General features: G+C 64.1%; 19 protein-coding genes. 11 read left to right on the top strand and 8 right to left on the bottom strand.

What is annotated here, in order from left to right; genetic code table 11:
• Positions 1-53: 53 nt before the first annotated feature.
• Positions 54-719 carry a hypothetical protein gene (locus HQ843_RS22690; protein ID WP_180901070.1) on the top strand — a complete coding sequence of 222 codons (666 nt, stop codon included), beginning with the start codon at positions 54-56 and terminating at the stop codon, positions 717-719.
• Positions 720-742: 23 nt separating this feature from the next.
• Positions 743-1,231 (top strand): GNAT family N-acetyltransferase, encoded by a 489-nt coding sequence (locus HQ843_RS22685; protein WP_180901071.1) that lies wholly within the window; start codon positions 743-745, stop codon positions 1,229-1,231.
• Here the strand turns inward: HQ843_RS22685 and HQ843_RS22680 are convergent.
• A complete protein-coding gene (locus HQ843_RS22680) occupies positions 1,223-1,678 on the bottom strand; it encodes a nucleoside deaminase (protein WP_180901072.1) in 456 nt (151 codons plus the stop codon). The genes HQ843_RS22685 and HQ843_RS22680 overlap by 9 nt on opposite strands.
• Before the next feature lie 69 nt (positions 1,679-1,747).
• Here HQ843_RS22680 and HQ843_RS22675 point away from each other — a divergent pair, with 69 nt between their 5' ends.
• The gene (locus HQ843_RS22675; RefSeq protein ID WP_180901073.1) at positions 1,748-3,328 is read left to right on the top strand and encodes a pseudouridine synthase; all 1,581 of its coding nucleotides are present in this window, start codon (positions 1,748-1,750) and stop codon (positions 3,326-3,328) included.
• Complete coding sequence (gene rsmD, locus HQ843_RS22670) at positions 3,309-3,866, top strand: 16S rRNA (guanine(966)-N(2))-methyltransferase RsmD (RefSeq protein ID WP_180901074.1); 558 nt, start codon at positions 3,309-3,311, stop codon at positions 3,864-3,866. The genes HQ843_RS22675 and rsmD overlap by 20 nt, the downstream gene beginning before the upstream one ends.
• Positions 3,867-3,876: 10 nt before the next feature.
• Here the strand turns inward: rsmD and HQ843_RS22665 are convergent, their stop codons facing one another.
• From HQ843_RS22665 to hemP, 5 genes are read right to left on the bottom strand one after another with little or no spacing between them, the layout of a single operon-like run.
• On the bottom strand, positions 3,877-4,665 hold the full coding sequence (locus HQ843_RS22665; RefSeq protein ID WP_180901075.1) for a heme ABC transporter ATP-binding protein: 789 nt from the start codon (positions 4,663-4,665) through the stop codon (positions 3,877-3,879).
• 2 nt (positions 4,666-4,667) lie between these two features.
• On the bottom strand, positions 4,668-5,753 hold the full coding sequence (locus HQ843_RS22660; protein ID WP_180901076.1) for a FecCD family ABC transporter permease: 1,086 nt from the start codon (positions 5,751-5,753) through the stop codon (positions 4,668-4,670).
• Between the two features lie 6 nt (positions 5,754-5,759).
• Positions 5,760-6,632: a heme/hemin ABC transporter substrate-binding protein gene (locus HQ843_RS22655; RefSeq protein ID WP_180901077.1), complete on the bottom strand. Its 873-nt coding sequence runs from the start codon at positions 6,630-6,632 to the stop codon at positions 5,760-5,762.
• 8 nt (positions 6,633-6,640) lie between these two features.
• Entirely contained in the window at positions 6,641-7,711 is a 1,071-nt protein-coding gene (locus HQ843_RS22650) for a hemin-degrading factor (protein ID WP_180901078.1), read from the bottom strand.
• A 2-nt stretch (positions 7,712-7,713) separates the two neighbouring features.
• The gene (hemP, locus tag HQ843_RS22645; protein ID WP_180901079.1) at positions 7,714-7,887 is read right to left on the bottom strand and encodes a hemin uptake protein HemP; all 174 of its coding nucleotides are present in this window, start codon (positions 7,885-7,887) and stop codon (positions 7,714-7,716) included.
• 176 nt (positions 7,888-8,063) lie between these two features.
• On the opposite strand from hemP, the gene HQ843_RS22640 reads away from it, so the two are divergent.
• Positions 8,064-8,498, top strand: coding sequence for a hypothetical protein (locus tag HQ843_RS22640; protein ID WP_180901080.1), 435 nt, complete (start codon positions 8,064-8,066; stop codon positions 8,496-8,498).
• Positions 8,499-8,530: 32 nt separating this feature from the next.
• The gene (locus tag HQ843_RS22635; protein ID WP_180901081.1) at positions 8,531-10,042 is read left to right on the top strand and encodes an energy transducer TonB family protein; all 1,512 of its coding nucleotides are present in this window, start codon (positions 8,531-8,533) and stop codon (positions 10,040-10,042) included.
• Between the two features lie 65 nt (positions 10,043-10,107).
• On the opposite strand, the gene HQ843_RS22630 is transcribed toward HQ843_RS22635, so the two are convergent.
• Positions 10,108-10,983, bottom strand: a complete 876-nt coding sequence (locus HQ843_RS22630; RefSeq protein WP_180901082.1) for a tetratricopeptide repeat protein — start codon at positions 10,981-10,983, stop codon at positions 10,108-10,110.
• A 174-nt stretch (positions 10,984-11,157) separates the two neighbouring features.
• Positions 11,158-11,370, bottom strand: coding sequence for a 30S ribosomal protein S21 (rpsU, locus tag HQ843_RS22625; protein ID WP_180902069.1), 213 nt, complete (start codon positions 11,368-11,370; stop codon positions 11,158-11,160).
• A gap of 348 nt (positions 11,371-11,718) precedes the next feature.
• On the opposite strand from rpsU, the gene HQ843_RS22620 reads away from it, so the two are divergent.
• Genes HQ843_RS22620 through HQ843_RS22600 form a run of 5 tightly spaced genes read left to right on the top strand, consistent with a single transcriptional unit; the run spans position 11,719 to position 17,619 of the window.
• Entirely contained in the window at positions 11,719-12,972 is a 1,254-nt protein-coding gene (locus tag HQ843_RS22620) for a sarcosine oxidase subunit beta family protein (protein ID WP_180901083.1), read from the top strand.
• Positions 12,973-12,981: 9 nt separating this feature from the next.
• Positions 12,982-13,818: an alpha/beta fold hydrolase gene (locus HQ843_RS22615; RefSeq protein WP_180901084.1), complete on the top strand. Its 837-nt coding sequence runs from the start codon at positions 12,982-12,984 to the stop codon at positions 13,816-13,818.
• On the top strand, positions 13,819-14,124 hold the full coding sequence (locus HQ843_RS22610) for a sarcosine oxidase subunit delta (protein ID WP_180901085.1): 306 nt from the start codon (positions 13,819-13,821) through the stop codon (positions 14,122-14,124).
• Positions 14,121-17,072 (top strand): sarcosine oxidase subunit alpha, encoded by a 2,952-nt coding sequence (locus HQ843_RS22605; RefSeq protein WP_180901086.1) that lies wholly within the window; start codon positions 14,121-14,123, stop codon positions 17,070-17,072. The genes HQ843_RS22610 and HQ843_RS22605 overlap by 4 nt, the downstream gene beginning before the upstream one ends.
• Positions 17,065-17,619, top strand: coding sequence for a sarcosine oxidase subunit gamma (locus HQ843_RS22600; protein ID WP_180901087.1), 555 nt, complete (start codon positions 17,065-17,067; stop codon positions 17,617-17,619). The genes HQ843_RS22605 and HQ843_RS22600 overlap by 8 nt, the downstream gene beginning before the upstream one ends.
• The last annotated feature ends 9 nt before the right edge of the window (positions 17,620-17,628 follow it).

Raw genomic sequence — 17,628 nt, 5'->3', positions numbered from 1 at the left:
GATGACCAGAATAACAAGAAGCGCCACCGGCGCGGAGGTGTGGTAGACAGCGCATGACATTGGTTATCCGTTCGATGAAGATCGCAATCGCGCTTGCGGGCGTGGCTTCGCTTTCCGCCTGCCTTGGCGCGCCGACCTATGGCACCGGCAAGACCGCGACCACCCAGCTTGTCGAGGATCTGGGCGAGGCCGTGCTGGTGATCAATCCGGACCAGCCCGATATCGATTACAAGCCGCGCCCCGACCTCGTGAAGCCGATCAAGGGCACGTCCATGGCCTCGCTTGCGCCGCCGCAGAAATCGGTTGCCTCCGCTGATAATCCCAATTGGGTCGAATCGCCGGAAGAGCAGCGCGACCGCCTCTATGAGGAAGTGGAGGAAAACAAGGACAATCCATTCTACCGCTCGCCGCTTCTGGTCTCCGACGATCCCAGCAAGATGACCGAGAAGGAACAGCTTGAGGCTTTCCGGGCGGCGAAAAATGAAGCGACCACGATCGATATCACCCAGCGTCGCTATCTGATCGATCCGCCGCAGCAATATCGCACGCCCACCGATCCGGCGGCGATGAACGATCTCGGCGAGCCGGAGCGCGCCAAGGAGCGCCGCCGGCAGAAGCTTGCCGAGGGCAAGGATCCGGACAAGTGCTTCCTGTTCTTCAACTGCAAGAGCGGCGCCACCGACGACTTCCTGGAATCGTCGAAGAACGCCGGTCAGTAGAAAACGGAAGTTCCGAGGACATCATGGGTTACGCCATCCGGCCGGCGACGCGCGACGACGCCGGCACCATCTACCGTTTCGTGTGCGAGCTTGCAGAGTTTGAGAAGGCGCTCGACCAGGTCGAGACCAGCGCGGAGGGGCTTGCCGAGGCGATTTTCGGCAAGCGTTCGGTGACCGGCGCTCTGATCGCCGAAGCCGATGGCGAGCCGGTGGGGTTCGCGGTCTATTATTTCAGCTTCTCCACCTGGCAGGGCCGCAACGGCATCTATCTCGAGGACCTCTACGTGACGCCCGATCATCGGGGCAGCGGCCTCGGCCGGGCGCTGATGCAGGCGGTAGCGGAAATCGGCGTTGCAAAGAACTGCGGCCGGATGGAATGGAGCGTGCTCGACTGGAACGAGGGCGCGATCCGCGTCTATGACGGCATCGGCGGCAAGCCGCAGAGCGAGTGGATCCGCTACCGGCTGGAAGGCGAGGCTTTGGGCAAGGTCGCGGGGCGGCGTTCAGTCTGAACGTTTTGCGCTGAAGAACGCGCGCAGAAGATCTGCGGAACGGCTTTCGGAGAAACCGGAATAGACATCGGGCCGGTGGTGACAGGTCGGCTGCTCGTAAAACCGGCCGCCATGATCAACCCCGCCGCCCTTGGGATCGGCCGCGCCGTAATAGAGCCGTTCGATCCGGGCAAAGGAAATCGCGGCGGCGCACATGGCGCAGGGTTCCAGCGTGACGTAGAGGTCGGCGCCCGGCAGGCGTTCCGAGCCGGTCTTGCGACAGGCCTCCCTGAGCGCCAGGATTTCGGCGTGGGCCGTGGGGTCGGCCATCTCGCGGGTTCTGTTGCCGGCGCTGGCGACGACCTTGCCGTCGATGACGACCACCGCGCCGATCGGCACCTCGCCGCGAACGGCTGCCGCTTCGGCCTGTTCCAGCGCCAACGCCATGAAATCGCTGCCCACGGGCATTATCACAACTTTCCTCTTAACGGCTTTGACCCGACCTGATAGAGGATCGGGACAAACAGGCAAAGCAAAATGACCCAAAAAGACAAGTTTCCCAAACGCGGCACCAAACCTGCCGGCGGCAAACCGCCGCGCAAGGCTGAAACGCCCGCCGCTGCAGGCGAGGAGAAGCAGGGCGAGCGGATATCGAAGATCCTCGCCCGCGCTGGCGTTGCGTCCAGGCGCGATGCCGAGCGGATGATCCTCGACGGCCGGGTGAAGGTCAATGGCAAGCTCCTGGAAACCCCCGCCCACAATGTCACGCTCGAAGACAAGATCGAGGTGGATGGCGAGGAGATCCGGGGCATCGAGCGCACCAGGCTGTGGATCTACCACAAGCCATCCGGCCTCGTGACCACCAATTCCGACCCCGAGGGCCGGCCGACGGTATTCGACAACCTGCCCGACGAATTGCCGCGCGTGGTTTCGATCGGCCGCCTCGACATCAACACCGAGGGCCTGCTGCTGCTCACCAATGATGGCGGGCTGGCGCGGGTGCTGGAATTGCCGGCCACCGGCTGGCTGCGCCGTTACCGGGTGCGCGCCCATGGCAAGATCGAACAGGCCGATCTCGACAAGCTCAAGGACGGCATTGCCGTCGAAGGCGTGCTCTACGGCGCGATCGACGCCACGCTCGACCGGGTGCAGGGCTCCAATGTCTGGATCACCATGGGGCTTCGCGAGGGCAAGAACCGCGAGATCAAGAACGTGCTCGGCGCGCTCGGCCTCGAGGTCGGCCGTCTGATCCGGATTTCCTACGGCCCGTTCCAGCTTGGCGAGATTGCCGAGGGCAATGTGATGGAAGTGCGCGGCCGCACGCTGCGCGATCAGCTCGGTCCCCGGCTGATCGAGGAAGCCGGCGCCAATTTCGACGCGCCGATCTATAACGACAAGCCTGCTGAAGGCGAAGCTCCGAAATCTCGCGAAAACTGGAAACCCGAGCCCGAGAAACGGGCTGATCGCGGAAAATTCCGCCCCGACAAGCTCGACCGTGGCGAGCGCGCCGAGCGCGGCCGCGACCGGCTCGATACCAAGCGCAAGGGCGATGACGAGAAGCCGTTCAAGGATATCGTGACCCGCAACCGCGCCGCCAATGTCTGGATGGCGCCCGGCGCCCGCCCGCTCGGCCCCAAGGCCAAGAAGAAGGCCGAGGACAAGGCGAAAGAGGATTCACGGCGTGACGCAAGGCGCGATCAGCGCCGCGGCCCGGCCGGTTCTGCCGAGGGCGATGCACCACGCGCGCGCGGCCCGGCCGGCGGCAGGGGCAAGCCGTTCGCCAAACCGGCGGCCAGGGGACCGCGCAAGCCGCGCGAGGCAGGCAGCGAAGGAACGGGCGAGGCCCGCCGTTTCGATGGTCCCAAGCGCCCGCGCGGCGAGGGGCGTCCGTCCGGCGGCGATCGTCCTGCAGGCGGCAAGCGTTTTGCGGGCGAGAAGCGCGATGGCGCTTCCGGCGAGAAGGGTTTCGGCGGCGACAAGCGCGGCGCACGCCCCGAGGGCGGCAAGGGTAATCGTCCGGGCGGCGATCGTCCGGGCGGTGACAGGCCGCGTGGCGGTTCGGACAAGAGTGGCCCCGGCAGGGCAGGCAAGGGCGGCAATGCGGATCGTCGGCGGTGAATTTCGCGGGCGCACGCTCGCCACGCCGAAGTCCTCCGACATCAGGCCGACGACCGACCGCACCCGCGAAAGCCTGTTCAACATTGTGAGCCACGCCTATCCGGAGGCGCTCGCCGGATCGCGGATGATCGATCTTTTTGCAGGCACCGGCGCGATGGGCATCGAGGCGCTTTCGCGCGGGGCCAAGTCCGTCCTGTTCGTCGAAAACAGCGTCGAGGGCAGGGGGCTGCTATGGTCCAATATCGAGGCGCTCGGCCTTGCCGGGCGCACCCGGATCATGCGTCGCGATGCCACCTCGCTCGGCGTCGTCGGCAAGATTGAGCCCTATGATTTCCTGTTCGCCGACCCGCCCTATGGCAAGGGGCTTGGCGAACAGGCGATGGCCGCCGCCCATGATGGCGGATGGTTGAAGCCCGGCGCGCTGGCAATCCTGGAGGAGCGCGCCGATGTGCAGCCCGAACTTGCCGCCTGCTATCGCGCTCTAGAGACCCGCGAATTCGGCGAAACGCGCATGCATTTCTTCCGCTATCAGCCCTGATCGGGTCGCGTCAAAGCGCGCTGTGCGGCAGTACGAAGGGTGTGTCGTCCTTCGGCTTCTGGCTGACGGAAAGCCGGGTTGCGAAGACGGCGTGGAGATTGTCGTCGGTGATGGTGTCCCTGGGACTGCCCGCCGCAACCACCTGTCCCTCGCGCATCAGCACCACGTGATCTGCAAACAGCGCCGTCAGGTTGAGGTCGTGCATGATCGCGATCACGCCGCCGCCGGCGCGGCAGAAGTCGCGCGCAAGCCGCATGATCGCGAGCTGGTGTAGGATGTCGAGGCTTGCGACCGGCTCATCGAGAAGCAGCCAGTGCGGCTTGCCATCGGCGACCGGCGCCTCGATCTGGCATAAAACCCGGGCAAGCTGGACGCGCTGCTGCTCGCCGCCCGACAGTTCCTGATAGAAGCGGCCCTCGAAGCCGTCGAGGTCGACGGCGCTCAGCGCTTTCGCCATGACTGGCCGGTCGCCGTCGCCATTCCGGTGGCTGCGGCCCGAAAGTCCCAAGCGCAGCACCTCGGCGACGGTGAAGGGGAAGGCGAGGTTGGAGGCTTGCGGCAACACGCCGCGCATCTCCGCCAGCCGCCAGGGCGGAAGGCCTGCCACCGGCTCGCCGTTGATTTCGACCACGCCCTGATCGGGCCTGAGGTCGCCTGCGATCGCCTTCAGCGTTGTCGTCTTGCCGCAGCCGTTCGGGCCGCAGATCGTGCTCAGCGCGCCGGGTCTTGCCCGCAGCGCGATGTCTTTCAGCACCGGGCGGCCTGAAAGCGAGACGCTCATATTTCGGATTTCGATCATGATTACAAATTGAGCCGCGAACGGTTTTTGAGGAGAATCCACAGGAAGAACGGTCCGCCGGCGATTGCCGTGATGATACCGATCGGCAGTTCCGCCGGCGCGACCACCGTGCGGGCGAACAGATCGGCCAGCACCAGAAGCGTGCCGCCAAGCAGGGCGGAGGCAGGCAGAAGATAGCGGTGGTCGGGACCGATGACCAGCCGCAGCAGATGCGGCACGACGATGCCGACGAAACCGATCCCGCCGGAGACGGCGACGCCGGCGCCGGTGGCCGCGGCGACGGCGACGATGGTGATGTTCTTCAGCCGTTGAACCGGGATGCCGATGTGATAGGCGGTGGCCTCGCCGAGCGTGATGGCGTTCAGCCCCTTGGCCATGAACGGCAGCACGGCGAAAGCGGCCAGCATGATCGGGCTGATCGCCGCAAGCTTGGTCCATGTCGCGCCGGCCAGCGATCCCATCGACCAGAAGGTGAGATCGCGCAATTGCTGGTCGTTGGCGAGATAGACCAGAAAGCCGGTCGCGGCGCCTGCCAGCGCCGACAGCGCGATGCCGGCCAGCAGCATGGTCGCGACCGATGTCTGGCCCTGGCTGGTGGATATCCGGTAGAGCAGAAGCGTGGTGACGAGCCCACCGAGGAAGGCAGCGGCGGGCAGGGCGTAGAAGCCGAGCAGGCCATAAACGGGTGCCGCGATGCTGCCGCCGAGCACGATCATGATCACGGCGCCAAGCCCGGCTCCCGCCGAAACGCCGACAAGGCCGGGGTCCGCCAGCGGATTGCGGAACAGGCCCTGCATCGCGGCGCCACAGACGGCAAGCGATGCGCCCACCAGAAAGCCCATGACCGCGCGCGGCAGGCGGATATCGAAAATGATGATCCGGTCACGCGCCGCAAGCGCTTCGCTGCGGCCCGTGACGATTGCTTTCGCGACATCATAGAGCGAGGCATCCGAAGCCCCGTTGGCGACCGAGATCAGGATCGCCAGCCCCGAGGCAACCACGAGTGCCGCGATCATCACCACGGCAAGATCGGAGCGATCTCCGCTATCGCGCCAGCGCGCGCCCGACAAGGCTTCGATCACCGTCATTGCCGCTCAGTCTCCGTAGATCTCGGTTGTCAGCGCGGCGAGGTTTTCGGCAAAGCGCGGGCCGAAATTCAGCATGCCGACCGGATCGATCCGATAGATCGCCATGGCTTCGCCCGCCGGCGTCAGCGACAGCGCCGGATTGGCGGCGATATCGTCATTGCCCGGCGCGTGGCTGCCATTCGGGCCGCCCATCAGGATGATGACATCCGGCGCGGCCTTGATGATCGCCTCGTCGGAAAGCGCCTTGTAGCCCGGAAAATCGCCGATCGCGTTGTCGAGGCCGGCAGCCTCGATCATGCCGTTGGCAGCGGTGCCGGTGCCCGATCCCATCACCTTGCCGCCGTTGAGGCTGAGGATGAACAGCGCGCTTTTGCGCTCCGCTTCGGGCCGGGCTTCGTTTGCCGCCAGAAGCGGATCGAGCTTCGCCTTGATGTCGGCCGCCAGCGCCACCGCTTCGGTCTGCCTGCCGAGAAGCGCGCCGACGGTCTCGACCTTCTCCAGGATCCCGTCGCGGCTGTAATCTTCCGGCACGACCGCCATTTCGACATCGGCCTGTTTCAGCACGTCGAGCGTTTCCGGCGGTCCCGCACCCTCGATCGTGATGATGGCGCTCGGGTCAATCGACAATACGCCTTCGGGCGACAATTGCCGCATATAACCGATATCGGGCTTGGCCGCGGCTTCGGGCGGATAGGCGCTGGTGGTGTCGCGGCCGACGATGTCATCGCCGGCGCCGAGCGCATAGACGATCTCCGTCACCGAACCGCCTATGGTGACGAGGCGGGAGGTATCGGCGAGCGGTTCCGTTGCGCCGGCAGACGTGGCTCCGGCAAGAAGCAGAATTGCGGCGAGGGGGCGGCTCAGAAAATCTGCGGTCATCGGTTTCCTCACGCTGCTGCCGTCTGGGCGTAGCGCGGCAGGCCTTCGGCCAGCGCGCGCCAGACAGGCCGTTCGGCATAGCCTTCCAGCCGTTTGCCGAAGAACTGGATGATCAGTTCGCCATCCGCATTGAAGGCCTCGATCGAGGTGACATGTCCGTCGCTGGTGGGCTTGCGCACCAGCCAGGTCTCGGCGATCTGGTCGCGGCGCAGATGCAGGTGGAAGGTCGGATCCATCACGTTGATCCACGGCCCCATCTCGACGATGTTGGAGACCGGGCCGGAATGGATCTGCACGATCCCGTTATTGGCGACGAACACCATCAGCGGCAGGTCCGGCGTATCGGCCGCCGCATGGAACATCGTCGCAACGGCGTCGTCGGCAAGGCGGTAGGCATAATCGTCGCCGACGGTGGCGATCGCGGTCTGACGGTGAACCTTCAGATCGTTCAGCATGCCGAAGAACTGATGGGTATCGGTCAGCGCCGTCCAGCGGTCGCGCAGAAGTTCGACATCGACGGCGTTCGCATCGCGGGCGTGGTCCGCGTCATGGGCCATAAACGCCTCGGTCGTTACCGTCTGGCTCTGATCCTCCAGCCGGTATGTCCGGACGAAATCGCGATAGGCTTCGACATTGGAGGCGGGGCGCAGGTGCAGCTTGAAAACCGCCGTGCCGGTCACGTCGAAATATTGCAGGCTGAGTTTTTCGGCCCCGTCGGCATCCGTCTTGGTAACGGCGAAGGCGTGGGCCCAGCGGCTGGGGAATATCCGCAGGTCGATATTTTCCCCAAGCACGATCGCGGCCTTCTTGCCGTTCCTGATATTCTCGAAGACGCCGATCTTTTCGTGAACCGCGCTCTCATTGCGCGACAACGCCATGATTTCCCCGAAACTCTCGGCGTGATCGAGCAGGTGGGACGGTTCGGGCGCGATCCGGGTCGCGGTCAGGCCGACCTCGGCCGCCACAAGCGCCGCTTCGCTGATATCGAGCCTGGCGGCAATATCGCGCTCGCGCATTTTGGGGTTCTGGTGGCGGAAGTCGCGGATCTGTTGTGGTGTCGTCTCAGTCATGTCTCTCATGCCTACTTGTTCAGAATGAGTTTGCCCTGGCGGGTGATCTTCATGCGGTACTCGGCGCCCTGATGGCGGATGATGATTTCATTCCGACCCTGGAAGAGCGTCTCGCTTTCGAGAACCGGCGAACGGCGCGTTCCGGTTTTCGGGCCGGTGTCTGCGGGTTCTTTTTCATGGTTCATCGGTAAGGTGCCTGCGTCCATCTATAACTTGATTTCCGGAATCATGTTTTATAAGTTGACTCTATTAATCACCTTTGTCTATCCACGCAATAGACGTTTTCCCCGTTGAAGGATAGGATGGCGGCCGACCGCGACATGCCCCCGAACTCAATTTCACATTCCGGAGATTTCCAGCGATGAGATTATCGTTTTGCGCTGCCGCCCTTGTTTTCGCTCTTTCGCAGCCGGTTCTGGCTCAGGAAACGGCAAGTGAAGCTCCGACGGGCGACACGGCCAGACTTCTGGTTTCGCTGAATACGCTTGAGAGCACCGCGAATGGCTGCAAGCTGACTTTCCTGGTGGAAAACGATCTGCCCGAGACGATTGAAAGCCTTCAGGCCGAAGTCGCTCTGTTCGACAGCGAAGGCGTCGTCGACAGGCTGACCATGCTCGATTTCCTGACCCTTCCGGCCGGCAAGAAACGGGTTCGCCAGTTCGAGCTGCCCGGCGAAAGCTGCGATGCGCTCGGCGGGCTGCTGTTGAATGACATCAAGGTCTGCGATGCCGAGGGCGTGGATTGTATGGGCGCGCTTGAAACCGGTTCGAAGGCGGGCATTCCCTTCGACGGCTGAGGCCGGCCAGTACGCAATTGAGTGGACTGCCAATGATGAATGACCAGGCCATGTTTGCAATGGGCTTGCCGGGTGGCATGCGTGAGCGCGTAACCCTTGATGATGACGCGCTCGATGGCGCGGCCGTGCGGGACGTCCGTCCCGATGGCACGGCCGCGCCGGAAATCACCATCGCGCCGACATCGGCCGTTGACCTCGATACGGTGGTCATCGAACTGAAAGCGGCAGCGGCCGCAAAGACGCCCGAGCAGGCTGAAGAGAGTGACGCGCCGGAAATCGCGACATTGCCGCAGGAGGATGCCGAGCTTGGCATCGTCCCGCAGGCAGGGTGGCGCGACAGGGGCCGTGCGCCCGCCGGCAAACGCCTTTCCGCGGCGACGCTGGTTTCGCTGCTGATCCATTCCGCCGCTTTCGCCTTTGCGCTCCACGTCGCGCGCGTTCTGCCGGAAGCGCCCGAGGAGGAAGGAAACACGGTGGTCAGCGTGATCATGGTCGGAAACGGCGATGTCGATGCGGCTGCCAGCGGCGCGGAGCCGACAGTGGTCGAGGCCGAGCCGGTGCCGGTGGAAACCGCGACGGCCGTCGAGGCCGAGCCGATTGAAACGAGCGTCGCCGAGCCCCTCACGCCTCAAGCCACCGAACCCGTTGAACAGGCTGCGGCCACGCCCCCCGAGACGCTTGCTCCGGTGGAGACCGAGGCCGCCGCGCCGGTGACGGCCGAGCAGGTCGTTCAGCAACCGAGCCTGCCGTCCGTGCTTGCCGCCCCGCCAACCACGGCGCTTGCGCCTTCAACGGTTCCGCCCGCGCCGCCGGTTGTTGGCGAGGCCGTTTCACCTGCCGCAACTGCTGCTGCGGCGCCCGTTGTCACCGAAGCCCTGCCGCCGCAGGCGGCGGCGGTCAACCCGCCGACTGAAACGGCCGAACCGCTGGCGGCGCAAACCGAGCCGGTCGAGACCATCAAGGCGCAGGAGGACGATCCGGAGCTTGCCTATGATATCGACGCGCCCGTTCCCGCGCCCTCGCCATGGAAGACCGAGCCGGTGCCCGAAGATCAGGTCGCGACGCGAAAGGCTGAACAGCGCGCCGAACCGAAACCGGCCGAACCCAAACGAGTCGTGAAACGCACGTCCGCCGGCTCATCCGGCCAGTCGAATCGCGACGCGCGCAAGGGGGTTGCTTCAGGCACGGCCAACAAGGGCGCGAGCCAGGCGGCCGAGGCGCAAGCCGGCAATAGCGGAAACGGCGAGGCGGAGATGGCCAATTATGCCGGCAGGCTGAGGGCGAAGCTGCGCCGCTCGGTCGCCTCGGAACGCTACTACCGGGGCATAGAAAGGCTGCAGTCGACCGTGGTCGTCAATGTGAAACTGAACCGTTCCGGCTCCATTGCCGGGCTGTCGCTGGCAAGGTCCTCTGGCAACAGCAAGGTCGATGCGATCGTGCTGCAGCGCGCCCGCGCGGCCGGTCCGTTCGGCGCGTTCCCGGCGAGCTATCGCTCGGCAAGCCACAATTTCTCCCTGCCGATCCAGCTTAATCTCGGCCGCTGAGGCGGCCAATGCGCGCAAAAATCCGGCGACGAACGGGAAGGGCTCCAGGCCCTGTCCGCCCCCGGTTACGACCCGATGGTGCGCTGCAGGCCCTGAACCGCCGGCTGATAATTGGGGTCGAGCTGCTTGGCCTTCTGGTAATAGGAGGCCGCCTTGGTGAAATCGCCCTGGCGTTCGAGGGCCAGCCCGATATTGGCCCAGCTTTCGGCCACCGACTGGTCCAGCGCGAGCGCCTTGTCGAAATCGGCGCGGGCATTCTGGTCGTCGTTCAGCGCCAGATAGGAGACGCCTCGGCCATTATAGGGCTGCGGCGATTTTGGCGACAGCGAAATCGATTTGGAGAAGTCGGCGATCGCCAGTTCCTGCTGACCGCGCTGCTGATAGATCAGGCCGCGATAGTGGTAGGCGCGCGGATCGGTGGTGTTGAGCTGGATGGCGCGGTTGTAGTCGTTGAACGCGTCATTGAGCTGGCCCGATTCGCGGTAGAGATTGCCGCGGCCGATATAGGCGATGTCGTAATTGCTGTTGATCTGGATCGCGCGATTGTAGTCGTTCAGCGCATCCATCTGCCGGCCGAGGCTGCGTTCGATCAGCGCCCGGTTGGCATAGGCCTGATAATAATTGGGATTGAGGGCGATCGCCTGGTTGAAGTCCTCGATCGCCCGGCGATCGTCGCCGGCGCGTCCATAGGCAGCGCCGCGCACATTGTAGGCGCCGGGATCGTTGGGGTTGGAGGCGATTACGCTCGAAAGAGAGGCGATGTTCTGTTCGGAACCCTGGGCAGCGTCGAGGCTGACCACGTTCTGGTTCATGACCTGGCTGGTCTGGCAACCGGCGAGCAGGCCGATCGTTCCGGCCAGGACAATATTCCTGACATGCCGGCGATAGCCCGCCATGAACGAGCCGCCCGAAAGCGCGCTGGTGATCTTCGTCATATCCATCCCCATAATTGCATGCCTTTTGCGAGAACAGCCGGCGGGAGGTTTTTGTTCCCTTCCGGTCCCGGACGGGTTTACCTATCAGCTATCTGATCAAGGTTAACATTGTGCCAAATAAAAAGGCGGGAACATATGCTCCCGCCGTAAGAACGCATCAATGTGCTGAAAAAGCGACAATCAGCGGGAAACCACGCCTTCGCGAATCGCGCGCTTGCGAGCCAGCTTGCGAACGCGACGGATGGCCTCGGCCTTTTCGCGCGCGCGCTTCTGCGAGGGCTTCTCGTAGAAATCGCGCATCTTCATTTCGCGGAAGATGCCTTCGCGCTGCATTTTCTTCTTCAGAGCGCGGAGGGCCTGGTCAACATTGTTGTCGCGGACAAGTACTTGCACGTGTATCCCGTTCCTTAATCGTTGGTGTCTGAGCCTGGCAAATACTTGCACGTTCAGGCGTTGATTGGTCTCAAGGCGGCACAGTCCGCCCATATCTGGCGTCGCGGATATCAGATCGCGAGCAGGAAGTCCAGCCCTTACCGCAGGAGAAGGGCTTGCCGGCGAAAAATCCGACGCCCGATTGACAGGATTCGCCGCCAAAGGCAATCCTGTTTTGAGGGAAAGCGCCGTGGTAATCTCGATGTCGAAGGCGGGTCGCAAAAGCGTCGCAAAAAGGACGTTGCCTCGTATTTCGATTTGCGATTGGTATAGTGGCAACGACGCCGGCGAACCCCCATGGAGCCCATCATGCGCAAATATTCCGTTTTCGCTCTCGCGCGCGAGGCCATGCGCCATCACAAGGGCTGGGAAAAGCACTGGACCTCGCCGGAGCCGAAAAGCGAGTATGACGTCATCATCATCGGCGGCGGCGGTCACGGGATGGGCGCTGCCTATTACCTTGCCAAGGAGCACGGCATCACCAATATCGCCGTCATCGAAAAGGGATGGATCGGCGGCGGCAATACCGGGCGCAACACCACCATCGTGCGCTCCAACTATCTCTATGACGAGAGCATGGATATCTACGAGCATTCGCTCAAGATGTGGGAAGGGCTGTCGCTCGATCTCAACTACAACGTCATGTTCTCGCCGCGCGGCGTGATGATGCTGTCGCATAACGAGCATGACCGCCAGACGTTCAAGCGCCACGTCCACGCCAACCGGCTCTATGGCATCGACAATGAATGGCTGACCCCGGTTCAGGCCAAGGAATATTGCCCGCCGCTCGATATCGCAGCCTCCGCGCGCTACCCGGTCAATGGCGCGGCGTTGCAGCGCCGTGGCGGTACCGCCCGCCATGATGCGGTGGTCTGGGGCTATGGCCGCGCCGCTTCAGATCGCGGCGTCCACATCATCCAGAATTGTGAGGTCAAGGCGATCCGGCGCGGGCCGGATGGCGCGGTGACGGGCGTCGAGACCAATCGCGGCTTCATCGGCGCGAACAAGATCGGCGTCTCGGCATCCGGTCACAATTCGGTGGTGATGGCGATGGCGGATGTCCGCCTGCCGCTCGAAAGCCAGCCGCTGCAGGCGCTGGTGTCGGAACCGCTGAAGCCGATCTTTCCCTGCGTGGTGATGTCGAATTCGGTCCACGCCTATATCTCGCAGTCCGACAAGGGCGAACTGGTGATCGGGGCGGGCACCGACCAGTATAATTCCTATTCCCAGACCGGCGGGCTTCAGATCATCACCCATACGCTGGACGCGATCTGCGAGCTGTTTCCGATCTTCCGCCGCGTCAAGATGATGCGCCAGTGGGGCGGCATCACCGACAACACGCCCGATCGCTCGCCGATCCAGAGCGTGACCCCGGTGCCCAATCTGTTCGTCAATTGCGGCTGGGGCACGGGCGGTTTCAAGGCAACGCCGGGTTCGGCGCATCTGTTTGCCCATCTCATTGCCAGGGGCGAGCCGCACAAACTTGCCGCCGGCCTCACCCTTGAGCGCTACAACACCGGCCGGCTGATCGACGAAGCCGCCGCCGCAGCCGTCGCGCACTGAGGGGCCGCCATGCTCTGGAACGTCAACAACAAGCACGAGACCAGCGCCGGCACGGTGGCCTGGGGCAGCGTCGGCAAGGGGCCGCCGCTGGTGCTTGCCCATGGCTGGCCGTGGTCGTCGTTTTCCTGGCACCGCATCCTGCTCACGCTGTCGCATGCCTACACCGTCTACTGGTACGACATGCCGGGGTTCGGCCGCTCGGCGAAGGATGCCGGGCAGGCCACCGGGCTCGATGTCCAGGGACGGGTATTCAAGGAGATGGCGGCCTATTGGCGGCTCGATGCGCCGCATGTGCTTGCCCATGATTTCGGCGGCGCGGTGACGCTGCGGGCGCATCTTCTCCACGATGTCGCCTATTCCAGCCTGACCTTGATGAATGTCGTGGCCCTCAGCCCGTGGGGGTCGGAATTCTTCGACCATGTGGGGCGCAACGTCGATGCCTTCGCGCCGCTTCCCTCCCATATCCATGCCGCGATCGTGAAGGCCTATATCGAAGGCGCGCTGGTCAACGAGATCGATGCCACCGACCTGCACGAACTGGTCAGCCCCTGGCTCACGCCCGAAGGCCACCAGAGCTTCTACCGTCAATTTGCCGCGGCAGACGACGCCTTCACCGACGAATTCGCTGACAGGCTGAAGTCGATCACATGCCCGGTCACGATCATCTGGGGCGAGCGGGATCCGTGGATCCCGATCGAGCGCGGCCATGTTCTGGCGGGCCGTATCGGCGTGCCGCTGCATCCCCTGCAAGGGGCGGGGCACCTGCCGCAGATGGAAACGCCGCGCGAACTCATAGACCTGATCATCTCTATTCCCGACGCCTTGCCCGAACTGGAGGGAAACTGAATGCTGCTGATATACTGTCCCTATTGCGAGGAAGCGCGCAGCGAGCTGGAATTTTCCGGCGTGGGCGAGGCGCATATCGCGCGGCCTGAAAACATGGCCGGACTCTCCGATGCTGAATTTGCCGAGTTTTTCTTCATGCGCACCAATCCCAAGGGCCTGCATTTCGAGCGCTGGCGCCATTCCCATGGCTGCGGCCGGTTCTTTAACGCCGCCCGCGACACGGTTTCGGACCGGTTCCTGAAAACCTACAAGGCCGGCGAACCGAAGCCCGATCCTGCCTCGCTTGGTCTGGGAGACGGCAAATGAGCGGTGCATTCCGGATTGCAGGCAAGGGCCGGCTGACGCCCGCGAAAACCGTGCGCTTCACCTTCGACGGCAAGACCTATTCCGCGCTGGAGGGCGATACGCTGGCCTCGGCGCTCATTGCCAACGGCGTTCATCTGGTCGGCCGCTCGTACAAATATCACCGCCCGCGGGGGTTCCTGACGGCGGGCCCCGAGGAGCCGAACGCGCTGTTTGATATCGCCCGCGACAGCGCCCGCCGCCAGCCGAACGTGCGCGGCACGGTGCAGGAGGTGTTCGACGGCATGAAGGCGGGGTCGCAGAACCGCTGGCCGTCGCTTTCCTTCGATGTCGGCGCCATCAACGATATCGTCTCGCCGATGCTGATCGCCGGCTTCTACTACAAGACCTTCATGTGGCCGTTCAGCGCATGGCACAGGCTCTATGAGCCCGCGATCCGCAAGGCCGCCGGCCTCGGCGCGGCGCCCACGGAGGAAGACCCGGACAGCTATGCCAGCCGCTACGTCCATTGCGACGTTCTGGTCGCCGGCGCGGGGCTGGCCGGCCTGACGGCGGCGCTTTCGGCCGCGCGCACCGGCAGGCAAGTGATCATCTGCGACGAAAAGCCCGAGCCGGGCGGCGCGCTGCAATATGAAACCGGCACCATGGTAAACGGCATGCCGGGTTATGACTGGGCGCTTTCCGCCGTCGCCGAGCTTGCCGCGATGGACAATGTCCGCTACCTGCCGCGCACCACGGCTTTCGGTTACTACAACCACAATTTTATCGGCCTTTGCGAACGGCTGACCGACCATCTGCCGAATGCGAAGGCCGAAGGCCCGCGCGAGCGGCTGTGGCAGGTGCGCGCGGAAAAGGTGGTGCTCGCCGCCGGCGCGATCGAGCGCCCGATGGTGTTTCCCGACAATGACCGTCCGGGGATCATGCTGGCCTCGGCCGCGCGCAGCTATCTCAATCATTACGGCGTCGCGGTCGGCGCCAAGGTCGGGGTCTATTGCGCCCATGACTCGGCCTATGCGGCGGCGTTCGACCTGAAGCGCGCGGGCGTGAAGGTGGTGGCCATCGTCGATAGCCGCGCCGAGCCCGGCCTGGGGCTTGCCGAAGAGGCAAAGGCGCTCGGGGTCACGGTGCTTTCCGGCCATCGGGTGATCGGCACCAAAGGTCGGCTCAGGGTCAAGTCCATGCGGGTGAAGGGCAGCGGCAAGGCCCGCGATTACGATATCGACGCTCTGATCACGTCTGCCGGCTGGACCCCCTCGGTGCATCTGTTTTCGCAATCGCGCGGCAAGCTCGTCTTCGATGCCGAAAACGAGCGGTTCCTGCCGGGCGTCTCGGCCCAGAACGCGATCTCGGTCGGCGCCTGCAACGGAACCGATGCGGTGGACGCGCTCGTTTCGGAGGCCGTAGCGGCAGGCGGCGGTTTTGCCGATATCGCGGCCACCACCGAATATTCCTGGACCGGCGGCATGCTGGGCGAAAACGATGACGCCGATCCCTATGCCAAGGCCTTCATCGACTATCAGCATGATGTCTGCGCCAAGGATATCCGTCAGGCCGTGCATGAGGGCATGGCCTCGATCGAGCACATCAAGCGCTTCACCACCAATGGCATGGCCTCCGACCAGGGTAAGCTCTCCAACATGCATGGACTTGCGATCGCCGCCGAAATGCTGGACCGGCCGATCCCGCAGGTGGGGCTCACCACTTTCCGCCAGCCGTTCACCCCGGTCACGTTCGGCACGCTGATCAATCATTCGCGCGCGGCACTCTTCGATCCGGCCCGCAAGACCCCGATCAACGCCTGGGCGGAGGCCGAGGGCGCGGCCTTCGAGGATGTCGGCAACTGGAAGCGCGCCTGGTATTTTCCGCGCGCGGGCGAAACCAAGCATGATGCCGTCAACCGCGAATGCCGGACGGTGCGCGAGGCGGCCGGTGTCTTTGATGCCTCGACGCTCGGCAAGATCGAGGTCGTGGGTCCCGATGCCGAGGCGTTCATGAACCTGATGTATTCCAACGCGTGGTCGACGCTGAAGCCCGGAAAATGCCGTTACGGGTTGATGCTGCGCGAGGACGGCTACATCTATGATGACGGCGTCGTCGGCCGGCTGGCGCATGACCGTTTCCACGTGACGACGACGACCGGCGGCGCGCCGCGGGTGCTGAACATGATGGAGGATTACCTCCAGACCGAGTTTCCGCACCTGAATGTCTGGCTCACATCGACCACAGAACAATGGGCGGTGATTGCGGTGCAGGGTCCGAAGGCCCGCGAAATCATTCAGCCCTTCGTCGAGGGCGTCGATATTTCAAACGAGGCCCTCCCGCATATGAGCCTTGCCGAATGCACGGTCTGCGGCGTGCCCGCGCGGCTGTTCCGGGTGTCGTTTACCGGTGAGCTCGGCTACGAGATCAACGTGCCCGCCGATTACGGGCGTCAGGTCTGGCAGGCGGTCTTCGAGCGCGCGGAGGGTTTCGGGGCCTGCGCCTATGGCACCGAGACCATGCATGTGCTGCGCGCCGAAAAGGGCTATATCGTCGTCGGTCAGGATACCGACGGCACGGTCACGCCCTATGATGTCGGCATGGGCTGGGCGGTGTCGAAGAAAAAGCCGGATTTCGTCGGCATGCGCGGCCTCAAACGGCCCGATCTCGTTGGCGAGGGCCGCAAGCAACTCGTGGGCCTGATGGTCAAGAACAATTCCCGGCTGGTGCTGGAGGAGGGCGCCCATGTGGTGGCCGATCCGAATGCCGCAAAGCCGGTGCCGATGCTCGGCCACGTCACCTCCGCCTACTGGTCGGAGGCTCTGCAGAGCGGTATCGCCATGGCGGTGGTCAAGAACGGCCACGCGCTGAAGGGCCAGACGCTTTACGTGCCGATGCCGGACCGCACGATCGCCGTCGAAGTGGTCGACACCGTTTTCTATGACGCCGAAGGAGCGCGGATCAATGGCTGAGCAAACAATAGCGGAACGCGACCTGCCGCTTGCCGGCGCCTATGGCGGATCGGGTCTTGCGCGACTGGTGGTGGCGCGGCCCGCAACCCGGCTGTCGCTGCGGGCCGGTCAAGAGGCGATCCCCGGCCTGAATGGCATGCTGGAACTTGACCTGCCGGTGAAGCCGCTTTCCTCCTCCGGCGGCGAGGGGCGCTACGCCTTCTGGCTCGGACCCGACGAGTGGCTGGTGATCGATGAATACGAGGACGATCTTGCCGGCCGGCTGGGCCCGGCGGCGGGTCCCTATTCGGCGGTCGACGTCTCCCACCGCAACATCGCGATCATGGTCGACGGACCGGGCGCTGCCGTGACGCTGAACGCGGCCTGCCCGCTCGATCTGCGGCTTGAAAGTTTTCCAGTCGGCAAGGTCACCCGCACCGTGCTCGGCAAGGCCGAAATCATCCTTTTCCGCAAGGAAGAGCACACCTTCCGGGTCGAATGCTGGCGCTCCTTCGCGCCCTACGTCTTCGGGCTTCTCGATCAGGGTGCGAAGGACGCTGGGTTTTAGATCACGCTC

The sequence above is a fragment of the Martelella sp. NC20 genome (genome assembly GCF_013459645.1).
Taxonomy (GTDB): domain Bacteria; phylum Pseudomonadota; class Alphaproteobacteria; order Rhizobiales; family Rhizobiaceae; genus Martelella.
This window is presented reverse-complemented; position numbering and strand designations above follow the sequence as displayed.